Genomic DNA, 17,880 nt, shown 5'->3' on the forward strand with positions numbered 1-17,880 from the left:
ACGGGCGCACCAGTCCCTAGCAAAGCCTGCCTACCCAATGACTATCGATCTATACGGATTCGGCCCGGCGCTTGCCGCTGGCGCGCTGATGACCGTCAAACTGGCACTTACTGCGCTGTGTCTGGGCCTGGTGCTCGGATTGCTCGGTGCCTTGGCCAAAACATCCCCCTACAAACCGCTTAGATGGTTGGGCGGCGCCTATTCGACCCTGGTTCGCGGCGTGCCCGAACTGCTCTGGGTGTTGCTGATTTACTTCGGCAGCGTGAATCTGGTGCGCGCCATCGGCGAACACATCGGCATGCCCGAACTCACCCTCAGTGCCTTCGCTGCAGGCGTGCTCGCTTTGGGCCTGTGCTTTGGTGCCTATGCCACCGAAGTGTTTCGCGGCGCCATTCTGGCCATCCCCAAAGGCCACCGCGAAGCGGGCATGGCACTGGGCTTGTCCAAACCGCGGATCTTCACCCGGCTGGTGCTGCCGCAAATGTGGCGTATCGCCCTGCCCGGCCTGGGCAACCTGTTCATGATCCTGATGAAAGACACCGCACTGGTGTCGGTAATCGGTCTGGAAGAAATCATGCGTCAGGCGCAAAACGCCGTGACCTTCGCCAAACACCCGTTCACCTTCTACATGGTGGCAGCCGTGATGTACCTGGGCCTGACCGTATTGGCCATGGGCACCATGCACGTGCTTGAAAAACGCGCAGCGCGCGGCTTCGTGAGGAGGACGTAATGGAGTGGGAAGTAATCCTCAAATGGCTGCCCAAGCTGATGCAGGGCGCAACCCTGACCCTGGAGCTGACCGCAATCTCGGTGATCGCCGGGCTGATCGTGGCTATTCCGCTGGGCATCGCCCGCTCATCCAAACTCTGGTATGTGCGTTCGCTGCCTTATGCCTATATCTTTTTCTTCCGTGGTACGCCGCTGCTGATCCAGCTGTTTCTGGTCTATTACGGTCTGGCTCAGTTCGATCTGGTGCGTGAAAGCGCGTTGTGGCCGTACCTGCGTAGCCCGTTCTGGTGCGCAATCATCACCATGACCCTGCACACGGCCGCGTACATTGCCGAGATCCTGCGTGGTGCGATTCAGGCCATCCCTCCGGGTGAAATCGAGGCAGCACGGGCCCTGGGCATGTCGCGCTTCAAAACCCTGGTGCATATCGTCCTGCCGCGGGCCACGCGCATCGGCCTGCCGGCTTACAGCAACGAAGTGATCCTGATGCTCAAGGCCAGCTCGCTGGCGAGTACCGTGACCCTGCTGGAACTGACCGGCATGACCCGCACCATCATTGCTCGCAACTACCTGACGGTGGATATGTTCCTGACCGCAGGCGCGATCTACCTGATCATGTCGTTTGTGCTGATCCAGGGGTTCAAACTGCTGGAGCGCTGGTTGCGCGTCGATGCCTGCCAAGGGCGCTGACCTGCTCGCCCGCTTTGAGGCGCTGGACCGGTTTCTGCTCGACCACCAGCACCTCTGGCGCCCACGGCCCTTCACTGCGCTGAATGTGCCGTGGGAAGCGCAACACCCCGAACTGGCGCAGTGGTTGCGCCAGCGCTCGCTACAAGACGCCGAAGCCAGCCACAACCAGCCTCAACACTTGCCCGCCCCCGCGCCGTTCCCTGAGCTGGCGGCGACCTCGCTCGCTCTGAGCGCGGTTAACCGTCTGCCCACCCAAGCCATTGCCCCCGTTGCCCAGCGCTTGCAGGTGGATGTGCCGGGGCGTAAATGGCAACAAATCGAAGCCTTCGCCCAGAGCCTGACATTCAAGCAAAAACCCACGCACTGGCTGGACTGGTGCGCAGGCAAAGGCCATTTAGGTCGTCGACTTATGAGCGCTGGAGAGCAACTGACCTGTCTGGAGTACGACCCGGCACTGATCGAGTCCGGCCAGCAACTCAGCCAGCGCCATCACTTGCCAGCACACCATATTCAACAAGACGTGCTCGCCCCCGAAGCCGCGTTGCAGCTCACGGCCCGGATGACCCCCGTGGCACTGCATGCTTGTGGCGACTTGCATGTGCGCCTGCTGCAACTGGCCAGCGCGGCGGGCTGTGCACAACTTGCCGTGTCGCCCTGCTGCTACAACCGCATCGGCGGGTCGCACTATCAGGCGTTATCCACAGCCGCCAAGGCATCCGGCTTGCAGCTGTCGCTGGACGACCTGGGCCTGCCCATGAGCGAAACCGTCACTGCAGGCACCCGCGTACGGCGCCAGCGTGACGAGTCGATGGCACGGCGTTTGGGTTTTGATCTGTGGCAGCGCCAGCACCGTCAGTGTGATGAATACTTATCCACACCCTCGTTGCCCGGCACCTGGCTGAACAAGCCGTTTGCCGAATACTGCGCAGATCTGGCAGCACTGAAGAACTTATCCACAAGCGGCGACGAAGACTGGCCCGCACTGCAAGCCGCAGGCTGGGAACGGCTGGCGCAGGTGCGCAATCTTGAATTGGTGCGCGGGCTGTTCCGGCGTCCGCTGGAGGTGTGGCTGGTGCTGGATCGGGCGCTGTATCTGGAGGAAAACGGTTATGAGGTACAGGTCGGCGAGTTCTGCGACAACCACCTGACCCCGCGCAACCTGATGCTGCTGGCGCAGCGTTGTGGATAAGTTTCTCGCCCCCTGTGGGAGCTGGCTTGTAGCCTACGAGCCGCGATACGTCGAGAAGCCATAAGGGCTGAGCAGCAACGGAATGTGGTAATGCTGGTCCACATTTTTCACTTCAAAAATCACCGGAATTTCCGGAAAGAAGGTCTCATGGCCCGTTTTCTTGAAGTACTCACCGGTTTTGAACACCACACGATACTCACCCGCCTCAAACGCTTGCTTGGCCGGGAACAGCTCGCCGATACGCCCCTGCTCGTTGGTCACGCCCTGTGCCAGCGGCTGCCAGTCTTTACCCACATGCTTTTCCAGCGTCACGTTGACACCCGGCGATGGCAGACCATTTTCAAGGTTGAGCACATGCACGCTCAAAGGGTTACCCGCTGCCAATGCCAGGCTCGACAGGCCGCTCAGGCTCAAAGCCGCCAATGTCATTCGTAGAGATTTCATGATTAATCCTGTTGGTTAAAAAACAATCAATTCAGCGTTGAATGGTCAGGCCAATCTGTTGCGCGGCCTTTAGCGCACAGGCTTCGTCCTGCTCAGCACCTCCGGCCCCGGCCACGCCCATTGCGCCCACCAGTTCGCCCTCGGCAAACAGCGGCACGCCGCCGCCCAGCAACAACAGTTCAGCGATGGTATTGAGGTTGCTCGCTTCAGGATTGCTGCGCGCTCGCTCGGCAAACAACCGGGTCGGCGTTTTGCTCGACAGCGCAGTCCAGGCTTTGCGCTGGCTGGCCAGCAGGTTGTGCAGGCCAACGTCCTCCGGGCGCATCGCCACCAGCACATTGCCACCGCGATCAAGCACGCTCAGCGCACCTGTGCAGTGCTTGAGCGTGGCATCGGCCAACTGCCGGGCAGTGGCCAGGTCCAGATCGGCATGACGCGCCAGATTCGGCGCCGCATGGGCGGCACTGGCAACGCCAACGGCAGTCCATAACAACAAGGTTTTCAGCATCATCGGCAAGCTCCTGTACGAATGCGTCCACCTTAACCAGCGACCCTCGTCAGAACCCCGTCAGTTGCATTACAAGTTTGTAATAGGCAACACCCGCGAAGGCGCCTAGCCTGTGCAGACGATTGATCGAGGTGTGCGATGCGTTTGTTAGTGGTTGAAGACGAAGCCAAGACGGCAGATTTCCTGGCCAAGGGCCTCAAGGAATCAGGCTTTGCAGTGGATGTGGCGCTGAACGGGCTGGACGGCCGTTACTTTGTCGAGCAACAGGAATACGACCTGATCATCCTCGACGTGATGCTGCCGGGGCTCAATGGCTGGCAATTGCTGCAACTGATTCGCCAGCGCAGCGCCACGCCGGTGCTGTTTTTGACCGCCAGGGATGCCATCGAAGACCGCGTGCGCGGCCTCGAACTGGGTGCCGACGATTATCTGCTCAAGCCCTTCGCCTTTGCCGAGTTGCTCGCCCGGGTGCGCACCTTGCTGCGCCGTGGCCCCATGCGCGAGGCCGAGGCATACACCATTGCCGATCTTGAAATCGATGTGCTGCGCCGCCGGGTCAGCCGGGGCGGCCAGCGCATCAGCCTGACCAACAAGGAATTTGCGCTGCTGCAACTGCTGGCCAGCCGTCAGGGCGAAGTTTTGTCGCGCACCTTGATCGCTTCGCAGGTCTGGAACCTCAACTTCGACAGCGACACCAACATGGTCGAAGTCGCCGTGCGCCGCTTGCGCTCCAAGGTCGACGACCCGTATATGCCCAAACTGATCCACACCGTGCGCGGCGTCGGCTATCAGCTGGAAGCACCCGATGAGTAAATCCATCGCCTGGCGCCTAGCGCTGGCGATTGCCCTGACCTGTGCGTTGGTGCTGAGTGTGATCGGGGTATTTCTGTATCGCTCCCTGGCCTCGGAGTTGGCGTTTCGTGATGACCAGGCGCTGCTCGGGCGCCTTGAGCAAGTCCGCGCCCTGCTGCATGACAGCGACAGCCTCGAAGCCCTGCAAGAGCGCCCGCGTTTGTACCAGAACATGCTGGGCAACCTGGACAGCGTGTTGCTGGTCAAACGGGCAGATGGCAGCCCGTTGATCGCCATCAACCCGCATCAACAGGACGTGCCGGATATGCCGCCTATCGCTCAGGACCGGGCACCGCAGCGCACGGATATCAAAACCCTGGACGCGACAGTGCTGCTTGCCGGTATGGCTCGAGGCCCGGCTGATGAAATCCTCAGCGTGACGGTAGGCAAGCGCCTGGATGAGCGTGAGCAGATGCTCGCCAGTTACCGCATGCGCTTGTACATGGCAGCAGGGTTGGGCACATTGCTGGCCTTCGGACTTGGCTTACTGCTGTTACGCCGAGGCCTCACGCCACTGCGCGAACTGGCACAGGCCATGCGCCATATCGACCCACGCAGCCTTGACCGGCGCATGCCCACCGAAGCCATACCAACCGAGCTCAAAGAACCAGTGCAGGCACTCAACGCCATGCTCGCGCGGCTCGAAGACAGCTTTGCGCGCCTGTCGCAGTTCTCCGCCGACCTGGCCCATGAAATCCGTACACCGCTGCACAACCTGCTGGGCAGCAACAGCCTGGCCCTGAACCAGTCGCGCAGCCCGGCCGAGTATCAAGAAGTGCTGGCGTCGAATATCGAAGAGTACGAACGTCTCAATCGCATGGCCGAAAATCTGATGTTTCTCGCCCGCGCCGAACACGGCCAGCGCCCATTGCAACTGCAAGCGCTGGACCTTCGCGAGGTCGGCGATGGGCTATGTGATTACTTCGAGGCGCTGGCCGAAGACCGTCAGTTGCAACTGGATAATCAGCTCAGCGGGCCGCTTGTGGCCGATCAACAACTGCTGCAACGAGCGCTGGGCAATCTGCTGGCCAATGCCGTGCGCCATGCTCAAGCAGGTTCTACCGTGCGTTTGCTCCGCCATGACGATGCCGGGTTTTGCTGGATCGGAGTGCACAACCTTGGCCCGGCGATTGAGGCGCAGCATCTGGGCAAGCTATTCGACCGTTTTTACCGGGTCGACCCGTCACGGGCACAACCTGGCGACTCCGGCGGCCTGGGGTTGGCGATTGTGCATTCGATCATGCAACTGCATGGCGGCCAGGTGCGGATAAACAGTGATGACAGCGGCACGCTATTTGAGCTGGGGTTTGCATATCTTTAATGCGGTGAAACAGATGAGCGACGAAGTATCGCCGCTGGCCAATTCAGTGAAAATTCGGCTCACCGCCGACTACCTGCGCTAATTTTTCAACGAGCCCCAGCCAGAATCGTGAAAATAGTCTGTTATCAGGGGTTTACAAGCGCAAACATCCGGGTATACTCGTCGCCCATAACGCCGGTATAGCTCAGTTGGTAGAGCAACTGACTTGTAATCAGTAGGTCCCGAGTTCGACTCTTGGTGCCGGCACCATACAAGGTTCCAGAGAAGGCTTTCAAAATCTCTGGAACCCCCGAAAAACCCGCCTTCTGGCGGGTTTTTTCGTTTTGGCGTTCCATCGGTTTCCGTCAGAAACTGGTGGATTCCAACCGTTTTAAGGGTAGAGTTTGGGATACAGGTCACTTCGATAAAAGGGAGTACCCTTATGTCGCGCACCACAGCTCCGCTCTCCGACGCAGCTTGCCGCTTGGCAAAACCTACAGACCGCGCCTACAAGCTTTTCGACGGCGATGGCCTCTACCTCCTAGTCCAACCCAATGGCCGCAAAGGCTGGCGGCTCCGTTACGTCAAACCTGACGGACGGGAAGGACTGACCTCGTTCGGCAACTACCCCGTCATTGGCCTCGCCGATGCGCGCCGCAAGCGCTTGGAGGTCAAGCGAATGCTGGCGGATGGCATTGATCCCATAGAGACCAAGCACCAAGCCAAGGTGGAAGCCGTGATCAAAGGCAGAACCTTTGAAAGCGTTGCGCTGGACTGGCACACGGAAATGTCGGCCAAGTGGGCACCAGGCCACTCCAAGACTGTGATGAGCCGCCTCAAAACCCACGTATTCCCGCTGATCGGCGCACGCGCCATTGTTGATCTCGACACCCATGACCTTATGCAGCCCTTGGAAGCGATCAAGAAGCGCGGAACGATAGACGTTGCTTTAAGGGTACAAAACTACCTGCAAAGCATTATGCGCGAGGCAAAGCGCCTCCGGCTTATCACCATAAACCCTGCTTACGATCTCGAAGGCTCGATCAAAGCCCCGCGGGTGGTACATCGCCCCGCTCTACCCTTATCGCGACTGCCGGAACTGCAGGAGCGGATCGACACCTATAAAGGCCGGGCACTTACCCGTCTGACGGTGATGCTGTCGCTGCATGTGTTTGTACGATCCAGCGAGCTGCGTTTCGCACGCTGGATCGAGTTCGACCTCAAGCGCGGCACCTGGGAGATACCGGACACTCGACCCGCGTTGGAGGGAGTACCCTTTTCCACAAGGGGTACGAAGATGGCAGGGGATATCCATTTAGTACCGTTATCGCCGCAAGCAGTGGCGCTACTCGAAAAAATCCATGCACTCACAGGCAAATTCGCATTGGTCTTCGCAGGGGATGCCAAACCTTGGAAGCCCATGTCCGAAAATACCGTGAACAACGCGCTTCGGACGATGGGATACGACACCAAAACCGATATCTGCGGGCATGGATTTCGTTCGATGGCCTGCAGCGCACTGATCGAGTCAGGATTGTGGTCGGAGACAGCCATCGAGCGGCAGATGAGCCACAAGGAGCGCAACAACGTCCGCGCCGCTTACATCCACAAGGCCGAGTTCATCGAGGAGCGCAGGCTGATCATGAACTGGTGGAGCCGGTACCTGGAGGCCAACCGGCAGGAGCATGTCACTCCCCACGAATTCGCGAACCAGACAGGAGCGAACGTCACTCGCCTAAAAGCAAGACGTGGCGCAACCGAGTAAGCGCTCGGTCTTCATATCTCAGTGATCCGCTTGTCCACGCGGGTCCATCCAAACAGGGCCGCAAAGCAGCCCTGTTTGGATGGACCTCACTTAAAAAATCTAAAGCCCACGCAACTGTCTGTGGAAAACCACAGATTTCCACCGGTGGATAATTTCATCCACAGCCGCAGAACTCCCAAAAATTCGAGCCTTGACCCGAATTATCCACAGGCGTAGAAAAGATCGGGCAAAGCGCTGTCGTTGACAGCAACCCAGGTAGCCAGAGCCTTTGAGGCTACGCCACACCGTGGTGGTTCTCCCAAAGTGCGATTAGCGTCCGGCGGCTCGCACGGTCACAGCGATGTGATGGATGCCTACTTCAGATCATTGCCATTGCGGCAAATACATCCCCTACCCAGCTGCCGTGCAGCAATCTATCCGCTTGGCCACTTCACTGCGCCAACCTGCGCCCGTCTCTTTCTTCTGGAAAGAGACGGGCGCTCCTACCGCTGCTGCAGCCCAACTCGTACAAGGCTTTGCGGCATTCCCCCTCGTGACAATCGGCGTGACAAATACCGAGGTCACCAGCAACAGCGATGCAGATGATGGTGCCGCAGCCCAAGGAATGGATTGCACCTGACTGACAGTCAGGCATGCCCCGGTCATCTCATCACTGCCTTCACCCGACTCAGGATCTCGCGGCACTGGTCTCGTCAACCAGTGCAGCTTCCACCCGCCCACTTCTTCGGAAGTGCTCAGGAGGTCAGATCATGAGATGCCCAAGCTCCCGGTCGTAAGGAGCCGCAAGTCCCGCGTTAGTGGACAACCCTCACAGGTCGCAGGGGCCTTGATCCCTGATAACACTCAACATTCTTGGCGGGATGACGTGGGGATAACGCTTCGTTCGATGGGCTCCGAGAGGAACAAGGTTATGGCACTTGTTGGAAGAAGGGGTGGACGAAATTTTGGATGGGGGCGACAGCTGAATTATGCCGGACGGCAGGCGTTAAAGGATATGTTTGGCAATGGGCACTATGCAACGGTCAAAGCCCACGCAGACCGCTGGGCATCCTTCGCCGAATGGTGCAGATCCGAACTCGGTACAAATATCAATGACGCCCGCAAGATCGACCGGCAAACGCTAATCGACTATGCCCAGCACCTGCGCCAACAGGTCGAGCAAGGCGGCCTGAAAATCACCACCGCACAGAACCGACTTTCCAGCGTGAACCGCACGCTGGAAGCGATTCGTGGTGATCGTTCGGTACGGGTCGCCAGCCCCAGCCAAGCCCTCGGCTTGCACAGGTCTACAGTCAGGAGCGAAGCACCCAATGGACAAGACCGCGAGCACCTGAAAACCATCATCAAAGCACTCAACGCCCTGCAGCAACAACGTGTCAGCGCCATCCTGCACCTTGCCCGCGAAACCGGCATGCGCCTGCGCGAAGCCATCCTGGCCGATCTGCCACGTTTGCATCGCGAAGCCGAGCGGCTCGGCCGCGTCAACATCCAAGACGGCACCAAGGGCAGTCGTTCAGGCGCATACGCACCACGGTGGATAACAGCGACACAGAACGTACGGGACGCGCTGCGAGCCGCCCGCAACGCCTCGCCCACTGGCAGCAACAACCTGCTCGCTCACGACGAAAGCTACAAAACTTTCCTGCAGCAAACCGTGAAACCGGCACGCGAGATCCTGCACGCATATGGCTTGAAAGGCTTCCACGAATTGCGCGCCGCCTACGCCTGCGAACGTTACAAACAATTTACCGGCCATGCAGCGCCGATCAACGGCGGCACCTGCTTTCAGGAAAACCGTGAGCTCGACCACACAGCACGCAAGCAGATCAGCCTGGAACTGGGCCATAACCGCACTGACGTGATCGCAGCGTATATAACCGCATCAACTCGGACAAGTACAGCCACCGCGCCAGCCTGCAGGAAATTCGCGAGAACGATTACAACCTGAACATCCCGCGCTACGTAGATATCTTCGAAGAAGAAGAAGAGATCGATCTGCTCGCCGTTCGTGCCGAGCGCGAACAGCTCAAAGCGCAACTGGCCGAGCTAGAGGTGCGGATGGATGGATACTTGAAGGAGCTGGGTTATGGTGCCTGAGGGGTGGAGTCAATCTGCAGTAGGTCAGTGCTGTAACATCAAAAACAACCTTCGCCTTCCATTAAATAGTGATGAAAGGAAGGGTATGAAGGGACCATATCCTTATTTTGGGCCAACTGGAATTTTGGATCACATTGATCATTTCAGGATCGATTGTGAGTTCGCCATAATTGGAGAGGATGGCGATCATTTTCTAAAGCATAAAGAAAAGGAAATGACGCTTATTTTTTCAGGAAAGGCGAATGTTAACAATCACGCGCACATCATAATCGACTCGAATTTGTGCCTAGCAAGATGGTTCCACCTTTACTTTATTCATCGCGATCTTACCGCACACCTTACAAGGCAAGGGGCGAAGCGCTACAAACTGACTAAAGCAGGATTGGAAAAACTTCCAATCCTGCTGCCACCGGTTTCTGAGCAAAATAAAATAACCAAAATCCTCTCCGTTTGGGATCAAGCCATCACCACCACTGAAACACTGCTGGGAAACAGTCAACAGCAGAAAAAGGCGCTGATGCAACTGCTGCTGACTGGTAGAAAGCGTCTATCTGGCTTCAATATCCCATGGAGAAAGCTACCGCTGACTCGCTACCTGCTCGGCTCGAGCCTGCGAAACTCGGGGCTCACTCAGGGCGCGAACGAAATTATGTCGGTCAATAAAAGCGAAGGCATGACTCCCATGCGCGCGGAGACCATCGGCAAATCCATCGAGCGTTACAAAGTTGTTAAGCCCGGTTGGTTACCGCTGCTCTTCAAGGAGTGCAAGGCGGTGGGTGCTGGTATGGATCAGGCAAAGGCCATGGTTGGGTGGGTGGTGCAAATCACGCGGGTAGGCTTGGCCGGTATATGAGCGTGCCCATCGTCACGAATGCTTCGCCTGGTCCCGCCGCGCAACAAAGCTGGCTGAGTTTTTACTATGCCGATGAGTTGATACAGGTTGAGCGGGAGCAACGGGGACGCGAGGTTTCGCGCGTTCTGATCAAGGTCGATCCAGATTGCCGCGTGCGAGTCAGTGCACCGGCCGGGGCAAGCGATGAACAGGTATTGGGTGCACTGAAGCGGCGCGGTCGTTGGATTTATCAGCAGCTTCGTGAGTTCCGCGTTCAGCTCACGCATGTTCGCCCGCGGCAGTACATCAGCGGAGAAAGCCACTACTACTTGGGCAAGCAATATGTGCTTAAGGTCGTGGAGGCACCTGATGGGCTGCAACAGGTGCGTCTATTGCGTGGCAAGCTGGAGGTGTCTATCCGGGTGAAATCAGCTGGAAAGGTACGCGAGCTGCTGCACGCTTGGTACAAGGCCCGCGCCCGCGAGGTTTTTGATCGACGTCTGGAGGCAGTCTTGCAGCAAGCCCTTTGGGTTTCTGGCAAGCCACCACTGCGCATCCTCAGCATGCAAACGCAGTGGGGCAGTTGCTCCCCCGCCGGGCGCATCACGCTCAATCCCCACTTGGTTAAGGCGGCCCGCGAGTGCATTGACTATGTAATCCTGCATGAGCTTTGCCATATCGCGGAGCATAACCACAGCGAACGCTTTTACCGGCTAATGCAGCAAGTGATGCCACAGTGGGAAAGGGTGAAAAAGCGGCTAGACGGTATGGCGGCATCCTTACTCAACGTCGATTGATTTTGATCATACATGCGGATGCCGACTCTAGAATTACTACTGACCAAAAGCAGCCTCCTCTTTAGCCGGCAATCATTGATTCAATTTTTTTGCCGCAAGATCAACTTTTTATTGATAAAGACCATATCTGATGGAACACGATTATAAAAGCATGGAAAAGGGTGAACTACACGTTCACTTAAATGGCCTCGTCAGTACACGCCTAGTTATTGATTTACTCCAGCAGCAGGGAGCAAAAATCCCTGATAACTTTGATTTAGAAAGAGACCTCACCAGATTTACACCTTCCCCTGACCTTCAGACATATCTAAAGCCTTGGCAAGTTTTAAGGCTTATTCCTCAAGGTCGCACAGCTCTCAATTTAATGGTTTTTAGCGCATTCGAAAACCTAACAGCTCAGAATGTAAAGTTTGTCGAGTTACGTAGTAGCGTAATTTATCTTGCACTCCTTAATAACGTCACAGTACCCGAGGCGCTCTTGTGGTTGACCGAAGAGATTTACAGCGCCTCATTAAAATACGGCATTAGAGGCGGGCTGATATTAACGGTTTCACGCGGGGATTACGCGGCGGAACATCTACGCACCCTTTTAGCCGCTTATGCATCCATTGGTAAGCCCGGAATAATAGTGGGACTAGATTTAGCTGGCAACGAAGATACTGTATCTCCAACCGAGCTCCCTCAGTTATATCGGAAAGCAAAATCCGATTTAGGATTAAAAGTCACTATACACGCGGGGGAAACAGGCAACCCCCAAAATATTATAGAAGCTATAACCGAGTTTGATGCTGACAGGATTGGACACGGTACAGCCGCATTCAAATCAACTAAAATTATGGAATTGATGCACAAGCGCGATATATGTGTAGAGGTATGCCCTATTAGCAATCGCCTAACAGGTGCTGTAAAATCAAGCGAGTCCCATCCTGTATGCGAGTTCATTAAATTCGGTGTACCATTCGTTATCTGCTCGGACAATCCGGCGATTCACGGTGCGAGCATTAGCGATGACTATAATGAGTTCTATAAAGAAACAGAAAATAGTGCCATCCTAGAGAACATGCTGACCTTACAAAGAAAATATAGCTTCATGGAAGATCAAAATGAAAATTAGATTTGTTTCAAAAAACAACTTTAAAGTCCAAGAAGTCCAACAAATACTTCAGGATGCTGGGGTAGAGGTCGTTGCAGCCCGATACTCTATTGATGAAATCCAAACTGAGAATGTTGATAGTTTGGTCAGAGATAAATTACTGAAGGCTTTCAAGATAATAGGACGCCCTGTTTTCGTTGAGCATACTGGTCTATATATTGACAGCCTCAATGGCTTCCCAGGCGGATTAACACAGATTTTTTGGGACAAGCTTCAAGCTGACAAATTCTCGACCCTGTTTGGATCCGGGGAAAATACTAACTTGGTCGCAAAAACTATAATTGGATATTGCGACTCTATGAAAATCCATCTTTTTGAAGGTGCAATAAAAGGCACCATATCTGCTGAACCCCGAGGAAACAGAGACTTTCAGTGGGATTGCGTTTTTATTCCCGAAGGCTTTACTGAAACTTTCGCGGAAATGGGGGATAGAAAGAACGACATATCGATGAGGCGTATTGCATTCGATAAGTTTAAAGAGTTTCTTAAAGATGGAAATACTTGATGGAACAGTTACTATCATCTTTTAAGCAAGGCAACGTTATACTTTTCGTTGGTGCTGGAGTATCCACCAACCTGGGGCTTCCATCTTGGGGCGAACTGATCGACAAGATCGCTCAAGAACTAGGGTATGACCCTGAGATCTATAAGACATTTGGCGATCATTACGCCCTTGCCGAATATTATAGGATCAAAAAAGGTAGTATCGGTCCCCTCCGAAGCTGGATGGACCGAAGTTGGCATGCTCCGACTATCAATATTGAATCGTCGAAGATCCATGAACTAATTGCAAAAGCCAACTTTCCAATAATTTATACTACAAACTATGACCGATGGCTCGAAAACACATTCGACCACTTTCAAAAGCCATACACCAAAATAGCATCAGTATCTGACGTAACTAAAATAAGACCTGGAAGCACTCAAATAATTAAGTTTCACGGAGACTTCGATGATGATACCTCGATAGTACTTGATGAAACTAGTTATTTTGAAAGATTAGAATTCGAAACACCTCTAGATATTAAATTGCGATCGGACGTGCTTGGCAAATCAGTGCTATTCATTGGCTACCGACTTGCCGATATAAATTTAAGGTTTCTATTCTACAAGCTATCCAAAATCTGGAAGGCCAACTGCAATAGTGAGGCACAGCCTCGGTCATACATATTCTCACCTAGACCAAACCCCGTCCAAGAAGCCATTCTTAACCAATGGGGAATTAACATGCTTTCCTCTCAGGTTGACTCCCAAGGAGATGCTCTCGCGGAATTTTTAGAGAATTTTGTATAACTCAAATTCAGCTTTACCAGCCTAAATAAAAGAAATTTACGACTTCGGCCTGATTTTAAAGAAGGCTCTCAGCAGGCCGAAAGTCTAAAAGCAGACTCTGAAATTTATTAACCACATCGTTGCAATTGCTGTGGGAATAATCCCTAGCGAAACAACTGCAAAATCTTGGGGTAGTTTTAGGGGTATAGCAGATCAGCCATAGCTGTTATCTCATTGTATCCAATGAAAAAAGTCAGTTTTTTCGACTCCTGGTGCCGCACCATACAAAACAAAGCCCTCGCAGAAATGCGAGGGCTTTGTTTTTTCTGGGGTTTGGAAACTCCCCATAGAACCTGTCACATTGCTGCGCGGACACTCGTCAACGTCCGTCAGGGTCGAAAGCTGCTTGCTCCGCTATAGCAGCGGAACATACACATCAGTTTGCCATTGATCCTGCGGTGTCTCGGGATAGGCGCTCAGGTAATGAAAGAACAGCGGCTGGTCACGAAGTTCCTCTCCACTGGCCGGAAGCCAATCGCGGTAAATCGGATAGATCGTTTCGCCGATGTGATCCGGTGACCCCGCGTGTCGCACCACGACGCAGCGACCGCCAGGAATGACGATCTCGTGCACACCGAACTCATTCGACGCCACGGCCTCGTGAATCTCGCCGCAGATTGCGAAGCGGAATTCTTGTGGAGGTGTCGTATCGGGGTTGCCATAGGGAATGCCAAAGGTGCGACTCGATGCCACCGGCGACTGTCCGCTCTGCATGCGCCACTCGATGAACTTGCATACGCTCTCATTGACGAGCCCGGCGGGTCCGCAGTGCTCAAGCGTTGCTACCCTGACTTCAGGGAATTCCACGATTCGTACTTGCATGATGATAGTCCTGGAAAAGTGAGGGATTGCGAATACCGTACTCCAGACCTGCCAGTTCGGTTCCTTCCCGAACGCACTCGGCGTCATACCGAACGCCCGCCTGAACGCCCTGCAAAATGCCTCGGGACTTTCAAAGCCGGCACCGAGTGCGGCGTCCAGTACCGAGTGATCAGCGAGGGAGGCCAGGCGATGTGCCGCGCGTCGTAGCCGCATCAGTTGCACATAACGCGAGACAGGCACTCCTACGAACGCGGTGAATTGCCGATGGAAGTGAAACGCCGAAAAGTTCGCCACATGGCTCAACGTCTTCACCGACAGGTCACCTTCGAGATTGGCATCAATGTAGGCGAGTACGGCGTTGAAGCGTTTTGTGTAAGCGAAGTTGGTCGGCATGTCAGACACTGGGAAAAGGCTCCGGGAAGTACGGTCGGCAATAGAGTCGACTATAACGGCGTGAACGCGCCTAGCCGGGTTTGCTCAAGGTGCGTTTTGGGTTGGCCAATGTGATCTCTTCCAAGGCGATGCAAAGGTCGGGGGCATCCAGGTGTCCACTTCTGACCGTCTGCTGCCTGTCGCCACGGCAGCTTTGGGCGGATACCTGCCTATTCTCTACGGAGGGGATGATCGACAACGTTCGAATTCAGGAGGATTACCATTCCGTATGCGGCTCTGAATTACTTGCAGACCGACAACGTGCTGACATCTCAAAAATCCCGAGTTCGATTCCACCTAACGCCATAACTAGCTGATTTATTTATAGTTACTAGTTGGGGTACGCCGAATTTTCCAGCGAACTCCAGACGCCCGAAAAACCTGGTCTCCCCGAAACATACCGTTCGTCTGGTGCCGCACCATACGCAACACCGAAAGAGGCTCACCGCAAGGTGGGCCTTTTTTGTTTCCGGGGTTTGGAGAAAGCCAAAGCGCCCTCTCCCACCATCAGAAAACCTGAATGCTCAGCTCGCGCAAGGCAGCTGTCGCTAAAAACCCGGAGCGTGACGCATAGCGATGGTCCTTGCTGACTCGCTCATCAATGCGCAGCAGCAGGTTTTCAGGCAAGGAAGCGTTGAAGCGGACTGACTTCCCGAGATAGGGCGTCAAATCAAAGTCCACCACTGCCCAAATCCCGCCGATATAATCCGGATTGTCCAGATGAGCGTCCACATCCTTGGCCTGGGGCAGCTCGCCGCCATCAGCCACAACGCCTTCCAGATGCAAAGCCAGCGCCTCCAGCACGTTATCCAACGCTTGTGAAAAAGTGCTGCCTGCCGAGAAGCAGCCCGGCACATCAGGCACCGTCACGCTGAATTCGGAATCAGCGTCTTTATGTAATACCACTGGGAATTTCATGACCGTAACTCTCCTTTGAGACCTGCGGATTTGAGAGTGTTGTGCAGCGTCCCTTTCGCGATTTCAGCCTTGGGATGTGGAACCGTTACCCGGCCAGCTTTGGCTGGATGCTTGAACTGATGGTGACTGCCCTTCACTGCTATCTCAAACCATCCATCCGCGATCAGCAATTCAATAAGCTCACGACTACGCACGCCACCACCCCTGCATTGTTGTGTACGTTACACACCATTGAACGATGATGCAATTAACTAGTACACACACTACACACAGAAAATTGCGAGTGGTTTGAAGTTGTGTTACACGCTGTACTTTCGAACGATTCGGCTGTTGTCTTGAGTCCGCAGAAAAAGCGTGAAACCAGCAGTACTTAAACCTGCCAGCCATCCCCAACAAAAACCCACCCCTTGCATAAACACTCTGCCATCACAATAATGCGACTGATTACCAATTACACCTTGGTGACATTATTATGTCGGCGCTCGATCATTCAGTTCTTCATCGGTTGTACAGCGAACACAACGGTTGGCTAAAAGGCTGGCTGCGCATGCGGCTGGGCAACGCGGCGGATGCTTCTGATCTGGCCCAGGACACGTTCCTGCGGGTCATGACCGCCCGCCATGACACCCCCATTCGCGAGCCACGAGGCTATTTGAGCGCCATTGCCCGTTCACTGCTAATCGACAAAGTACGTCGGCGCACCATTGAGCAGGCGTATTTGCAGGCGCTGGCCCTCAAGCCGGAACCCGTGGATATATCTCCAGAAATACGCCTTTCAATTATCGAGACACTGATTTCAATCGACGCCTTGCTCGATGATCTGGGTAGCAGGACCCGGGAAATTTTCCTCGCGGTGCAGCTCGAAGGCTTGACCTACGTGGCTGTCGCCGAACGTTTCGAGGTGTCGGTCACCACGGTGAAAAATCATTTGATTCGCGCCATGACCCGCTGTCTGTTGCTGGTCGAGAACTGATGCCCAGCACACCGGATTTCAACATGCTTGAAGCCGCTGCCACCTGGTATGTGCAACTTAATGACGGCACCGTCAGCGAGGCTCGCACCCAAGCCTGGCAAGCATGGCTGACGTCCTGCCCGCAACACGCCGCGGCCTGGGCCCGGGTCGAGAAGTTTCAAAGCCAGTGGGCCATGATCCCGCCCAAAGCGGCCCGCTCCAGTCTTGATGCGGCGAAAGCTCAACGCCGTGATGTGTTGAAAATCCTCGGCATGCTGCTGGCCGTTGGCAGCGGTACATGGTTGGCCGCTGAGCAAGTGCCGTATCGCTCGATGCTCGCCGAGCAACGCACTGGCATCCGTGAACGGCGCTCGTTGCGCCTCGACGATGGCTCGCAACTGGAGTTGAACGCCGATACGGCGCTGGATATCCACTTCGACTCCAGACAGCGACTGATCCGCCTGCACCGCGGTGAAATTCTGGTGCAGACCGCCAAGGACCCGGACCAGCGACCCTTTATCGTACATACCGGCGACGGCAGCGTGCGCGCGCTCGGCACCCGGTTCAGCGTGCGTCAGCTGTCCGGGCAAACACGAGTCGGCGTACTGCAATCGGCAGTTGAAATTCGCCCGTACGGGCATCTCGATCAGCCCTTGCGCCTGGAGGCCGGTCAACAAGTGACGTTCAATAGCGATTCAGTCGATGAGGCGCAGCCTCTCCCTGCGGCCTCAACCGCCTGGGTGCAGGGCATGCTGAGCGTGGACGACTGGCGCTTGAGCGACTTTATCGAGGAATTGGGCCGCTATCGCCCGGGCGTGCTGCGCTGTGCAACAGCGGTGCAGGAATTACGCATCTCGGGGGCATTTCGTATCGATGACACCGAAACGGTGCTGGAGAACCTGAGCAAGACCTTACCGGTGAAGGTTCGTTTCCTGACCCGCTACTGGGCCAGCATCGAACCGGCATAAGCTCAGGCCCATGTGGTTTGAATTTTAACCTTGCTGATTTCGATTCTCATCCGTCAATGACATAAGCCGCGACTACAGCGCGTTTGTGCCATGACCACGC

At 55.2% G+C, this 17,880-nt stretch carries 20 protein-coding genes, 1 tRNA gene and 1 pseudogene; 17 read left to right on the top strand and 5 right to left on the bottom strand.

All coding sequences use genetic code 11. From position 1 onward, the window contains the following. The first annotated feature begins 37 nt into the window (after nt 1-37). The 3 genes from V6L79_RS01840 to V6L79_RS01850 are packed head-to-tail and all read left to right on the top strand — an operon-like array spanning nt 38 to nt 2,608. The gene (locus V6L79_RS01840) at nt 38-730 is read left to right on the top strand and encodes an ABC transporter permease (RefSeq protein WP_261740159.1); all 693 of its coding nucleotides are present in this window, start codon (nt 38-40) and stop codon (nt 728-730) included. Beyond that, nucleotides 730-1,419: an ABC transporter permease gene (locus tag V6L79_RS01845; RefSeq protein ID WP_261740160.1), complete on the top strand. Its 690-nt coding sequence runs from the start codon at nt 730-732 to the stop codon at nt 1,417-1,419. The genes V6L79_RS01840 and V6L79_RS01845 overlap by 1 nt, the downstream gene beginning before the upstream one ends. Then, nucleotides 1,400-2,608, top strand: coding sequence for a methyltransferase (locus V6L79_RS01850; protein ID WP_321835024.1), 1,209 nt, complete (start codon nt 1,400-1,402; stop codon nt 2,606-2,608). Before V6L79_RS01845 ends, V6L79_RS01850 begins: the two co-directional genes overlap by 20 nt. Nucleotides 2,609-2,641: 33 nt before the next feature. On the opposite strand, the gene uraH is transcribed toward V6L79_RS01850, so the two are convergent. Together uraH and V6L79_RS01860 are read right to left on the bottom strand one after the other, a co-directional pair. Further along, the gene (uraH, locus tag V6L79_RS01855; RefSeq protein WP_321835027.1) at nt 2,642-3,052 is read right to left on the bottom strand and encodes a hydroxyisourate hydrolase; all 411 of its coding nucleotides are present in this window, start codon (nt 3,050-3,052) and stop codon (nt 2,642-2,644) included. Between the two features lie 31 nt (nt 3,053-3,083). Next, nucleotides 3,084-3,563, bottom strand: coding sequence for a heme-binding protein (locus tag V6L79_RS01860; protein ID WP_261740163.1), 480 nt, complete (start codon nt 3,561-3,563; stop codon nt 3,084-3,086). Nucleotides 3,564-3,698: 135 nt separating this feature from the next. On the opposite strand from V6L79_RS01860, the gene V6L79_RS01865 reads away from it, so the two are divergent. From V6L79_RS01865 to V6L79_RS01920, 12 genes and pseudogenes are all read left to right on the top strand, one after another. Beyond that, complete coding sequence (locus tag V6L79_RS01865) at nt 3,699-4,373, top strand: heavy metal response regulator transcription factor (RefSeq protein ID WP_261740164.1); 675 nt, start codon at nt 3,699-3,701, stop codon at nt 4,371-4,373. After that, nucleotides 4,366-5,733, top strand: coding sequence for a heavy metal sensor histidine kinase (locus V6L79_RS01870; protein WP_261740165.1), 1,368 nt, complete (start codon nt 4,366-4,368; stop codon nt 5,731-5,733). Before V6L79_RS01865 ends, V6L79_RS01870 begins: the two co-directional genes overlap by 8 nt. 173 nt (nt 5,734-5,906) lie before the next feature. Next, a tRNA-Thr gene (locus V6L79_RS01875) sits at nt 5,907-5,982 on the top strand. Nucleotides 5,983-6,154: 172 nt separating this feature from the next. Next, entirely contained in the window at nt 6,155-7,477 is a 1,323-nt protein-coding gene (locus V6L79_RS01880) for an integrase arm-type DNA-binding domain-containing protein (protein WP_338579734.1), read from the top strand. 349 nt (nt 7,478-7,826) lie between these two features. Further along, entirely contained in the window at nt 7,827-8,096 is a 270-nt protein-coding gene (locus V6L79_RS01885) for a hypothetical protein (protein WP_338579735.1), read from the top strand. A gap of 291 nt (nt 8,097-8,387) precedes the next feature. After that, nucleotides 8,388-9,425: an integrase domain-containing protein gene (locus V6L79_RS01890; RefSeq protein ID WP_338579736.1), complete on the top strand. Its 1,038-nt coding sequence runs from the start codon at nt 8,388-8,390 to the stop codon at nt 9,423-9,425. Continuing rightward, nucleotides 9,353-9,574, top strand: a pseudogene (locus tag V6L79_RS01895) (N-6 DNA methylase); the annotation flags it as partial. The gene V6L79_RS01890 and the pseudogene V6L79_RS01895, both read left to right, overlap by 73 nt. Continuing rightward, entirely contained in the window at nt 9,564-10,427 is an 864-nt protein-coding gene (locus tag V6L79_RS01900; protein WP_338579737.1) for a restriction endonuclease subunit S, read from the top strand. The pseudogene V6L79_RS01895 and the gene V6L79_RS01900, both read left to right, overlap by 11 nt. Then, nucleotides 10,424-11,203, top strand: a complete 780-nt coding sequence (locus V6L79_RS01905; RefSeq protein ID WP_338579738.1) for a SprT family zinc-dependent metalloprotease — start codon at nt 10,424-10,426, stop codon at nt 11,201-11,203. Before V6L79_RS01900 ends, V6L79_RS01905 begins: the two co-directional genes overlap by 4 nt. A gap of 130 nt (nt 11,204-11,333) precedes the next feature. Further along, nucleotides 11,334-12,317 (top strand): adenosine deaminase, encoded by a 984-nt coding sequence (locus tag V6L79_RS01910; RefSeq protein ID WP_338579739.1) that lies wholly within the window; start codon nt 11,334-11,336, stop codon nt 12,315-12,317. After that, the gene (locus V6L79_RS01915) at nt 12,307-12,861 is read left to right on the top strand and encodes a non-canonical purine NTP pyrophosphatase (RefSeq protein WP_124312643.1); all 555 of its coding nucleotides are present in this window, start codon (nt 12,307-12,309) and stop codon (nt 12,859-12,861) included. The genes V6L79_RS01910 and V6L79_RS01915 overlap by 11 nt, the downstream gene beginning before the upstream one ends. After that, complete coding sequence (locus tag V6L79_RS01920) at nt 12,861-13,649, top strand: SIR2 family protein (RefSeq protein WP_112196099.1); 789 nt, start codon at nt 12,861-12,863, stop codon at nt 13,647-13,649. The genes V6L79_RS01915 and V6L79_RS01920 overlap by 1 nt, the downstream gene beginning before the upstream one ends. 393 nt (nt 13,650-14,042) lie before the next feature. On the opposite strand, the gene V6L79_RS01925 is transcribed toward V6L79_RS01920, so the two are convergent. The 3 genes from V6L79_RS01925 to V6L79_RS01935 form a co-directional block, all read right to left on the bottom strand. Continuing rightward, nucleotides 14,043-14,912 (bottom strand): GyrI-like domain-containing protein, encoded by an 870-nt coding sequence (locus V6L79_RS01925; protein ID WP_261740169.1) that lies wholly within the window; start codon nt 14,910-14,912, stop codon nt 14,043-14,045. Between the two features lie 537 nt (nt 14,913-15,449). Further along, nucleotides 15,450-15,860 (bottom strand): type II toxin-antitoxin system HicB family antitoxin, encoded by a 411-nt coding sequence (locus V6L79_RS01930; protein WP_338579740.1) that lies wholly within the window; start codon nt 15,858-15,860, stop codon nt 15,450-15,452. Continuing rightward, nucleotides 15,857-16,054 carry a type II toxin-antitoxin system HicA family toxin gene (locus V6L79_RS01935; RefSeq protein ID WP_338579741.1) on the bottom strand — a complete coding sequence of 66 codons (198 nt, stop codon included), beginning with the start codon at nt 16,052-16,054 and terminating at the stop codon, nt 15,857-15,859. The genes V6L79_RS01930 and V6L79_RS01935 overlap by 4 nt, the downstream gene beginning before the upstream one ends. Before the next feature lie 278 nt (nt 16,055-16,332). Between V6L79_RS01935 and V6L79_RS01940 the strand changes: the two genes are divergently transcribed. Further along, the gene (locus V6L79_RS01940) at nt 16,333-16,833 is read left to right on the top strand and encodes a sigma-70 family RNA polymerase sigma factor (protein WP_261740172.1); all 501 of its coding nucleotides are present in this window, start codon (nt 16,333-16,335) and stop codon (nt 16,831-16,833) included. Continuing rightward, nucleotides 16,833-17,780: a FecR domain-containing protein gene (locus V6L79_RS01945; protein WP_338579742.1), complete on the top strand. Its 948-nt coding sequence runs from the start codon at nt 16,833-16,835 to the stop codon at nt 17,778-17,780. The genes V6L79_RS01940 and V6L79_RS01945 overlap by 1 nt, the downstream gene beginning before the upstream one ends. Nucleotides 17,781-17,880: the final 100 nt, after the last annotated feature.

This window comes from Pseudomonas sp. ML2-2023-6 (assembly GCF_037055265.1).
Lineage (GTDB): Bacteria > Pseudomonadota > Gammaproteobacteria > Pseudomonadales > Pseudomonadaceae > Aquipseudomonas > Aquipseudomonas kulmbachensis.

What these genes read in the sequence shown, in the direction of transcription:
- V6L79_RS01840 (WP_261740159.1), top strand. Translation starts at nt 38, where the DNA reads ATGACTATCGATCTATACGGATTCGGCCCGGCGCTTGCCGCTGGCGCG.
- V6L79_RS01845 (WP_261740160.1), top strand. Translation starts at nt 730, where the DNA reads ATGGAGTGGGAAGTAATCCTCAAATGGCTGCCCAAGCTGATGCAGGGC.
- V6L79_RS01850 (WP_321835024.1), top strand. Translation starts at nt 1,400, where the DNA reads ATGCCTGCCAAGGGCGCTGACCTGCTCGCCCGCTTTGAGGCGCTGGAC.
- uraH (WP_321835027.1), bottom strand. Translation starts at nt 3,052, where the DNA reads ATGAAATCTCTACGAATGACATTGGCGGCTTTGAGCCTGAGCGGCCTG.
- V6L79_RS01860 (WP_261740163.1), bottom strand. Translation starts at nt 3,563, where the DNA reads ATGATGCTGAAAACCTTGTTGTTATGGACTGCCGTTGGCGTTGCCAGT.
- V6L79_RS01865 (WP_261740164.1), top strand. Translation starts at nt 3,699, where the DNA reads ATGCGTTTGTTAGTGGTTGAAGACGAAGCCAAGACGGCAGATTTCCTG.
- V6L79_RS01870 (WP_261740165.1), top strand. Translation starts at nt 4,366, where the DNA reads ATGAGTAAATCCATCGCCTGGCGCCTAGCGCTGGCGATTGCCCTGACC.
- V6L79_RS01880 (WP_338579734.1), top strand. Translation starts at nt 6,155, where the DNA reads ATGTCGCGCACCACAGCTCCGCTCTCCGACGCAGCTTGCCGCTTGGCA.
- V6L79_RS01885 (WP_338579735.1), top strand. Translation starts at nt 7,827, where the DNA reads ATGCCTACTTCAGATCATTGCCATTGCGGCAAATACATCCCCTACCCA.
- V6L79_RS01890 (WP_338579736.1), top strand. Translation starts at nt 8,388, where the DNA reads ATGGCACTTGTTGGAAGAAGGGGTGGACGAAATTTTGGATGGGGGCGA.
- V6L79_RS01900 (WP_338579737.1), top strand. Translation starts at nt 9,564, where the DNA reads ATGGTGCCTGAGGGGTGGAGTCAATCTGCAGTAGGTCAGTGCTGTAAC.
- V6L79_RS01905 (WP_338579738.1), top strand. Translation starts at nt 10,424, where the DNA reads ATGAGCGTGCCCATCGTCACGAATGCTTCGCCTGGTCCCGCCGCGCAA.
- V6L79_RS01910 (WP_338579739.1), top strand. Translation starts at nt 11,334, where the DNA reads ATGGAACACGATTATAAAAGCATGGAAAAGGGTGAACTACACGTTCAC.
- V6L79_RS01915 (WP_124312643.1), top strand. Translation starts at nt 12,307, where the DNA reads ATGAAAATTAGATTTGTTTCAAAAAACAACTTTAAAGTCCAAGAAGTC.
- V6L79_RS01920 (WP_112196099.1), top strand. Translation starts at nt 12,861, where the DNA reads ATGGAACAGTTACTATCATCTTTTAAGCAAGGCAACGTTATACTTTTC.
- V6L79_RS01930 (WP_338579740.1), bottom strand. Translation starts at nt 15,860, where the DNA reads ATGAAATTCCCAGTGGTATTACATAAAGACGCTGATTCCGAATTCAGC.
- V6L79_RS01940 (WP_261740172.1), top strand. Translation starts at nt 16,333, where the DNA reads ATGTCGGCGCTCGATCATTCAGTTCTTCATCGGTTGTACAGCGAACAC.
- V6L79_RS01945 (WP_338579742.1), top strand. Translation starts at nt 16,833, where the DNA reads ATGCCCAGCACACCGGATTTCAACATGCTTGAAGCCGCTGCCACCTGG.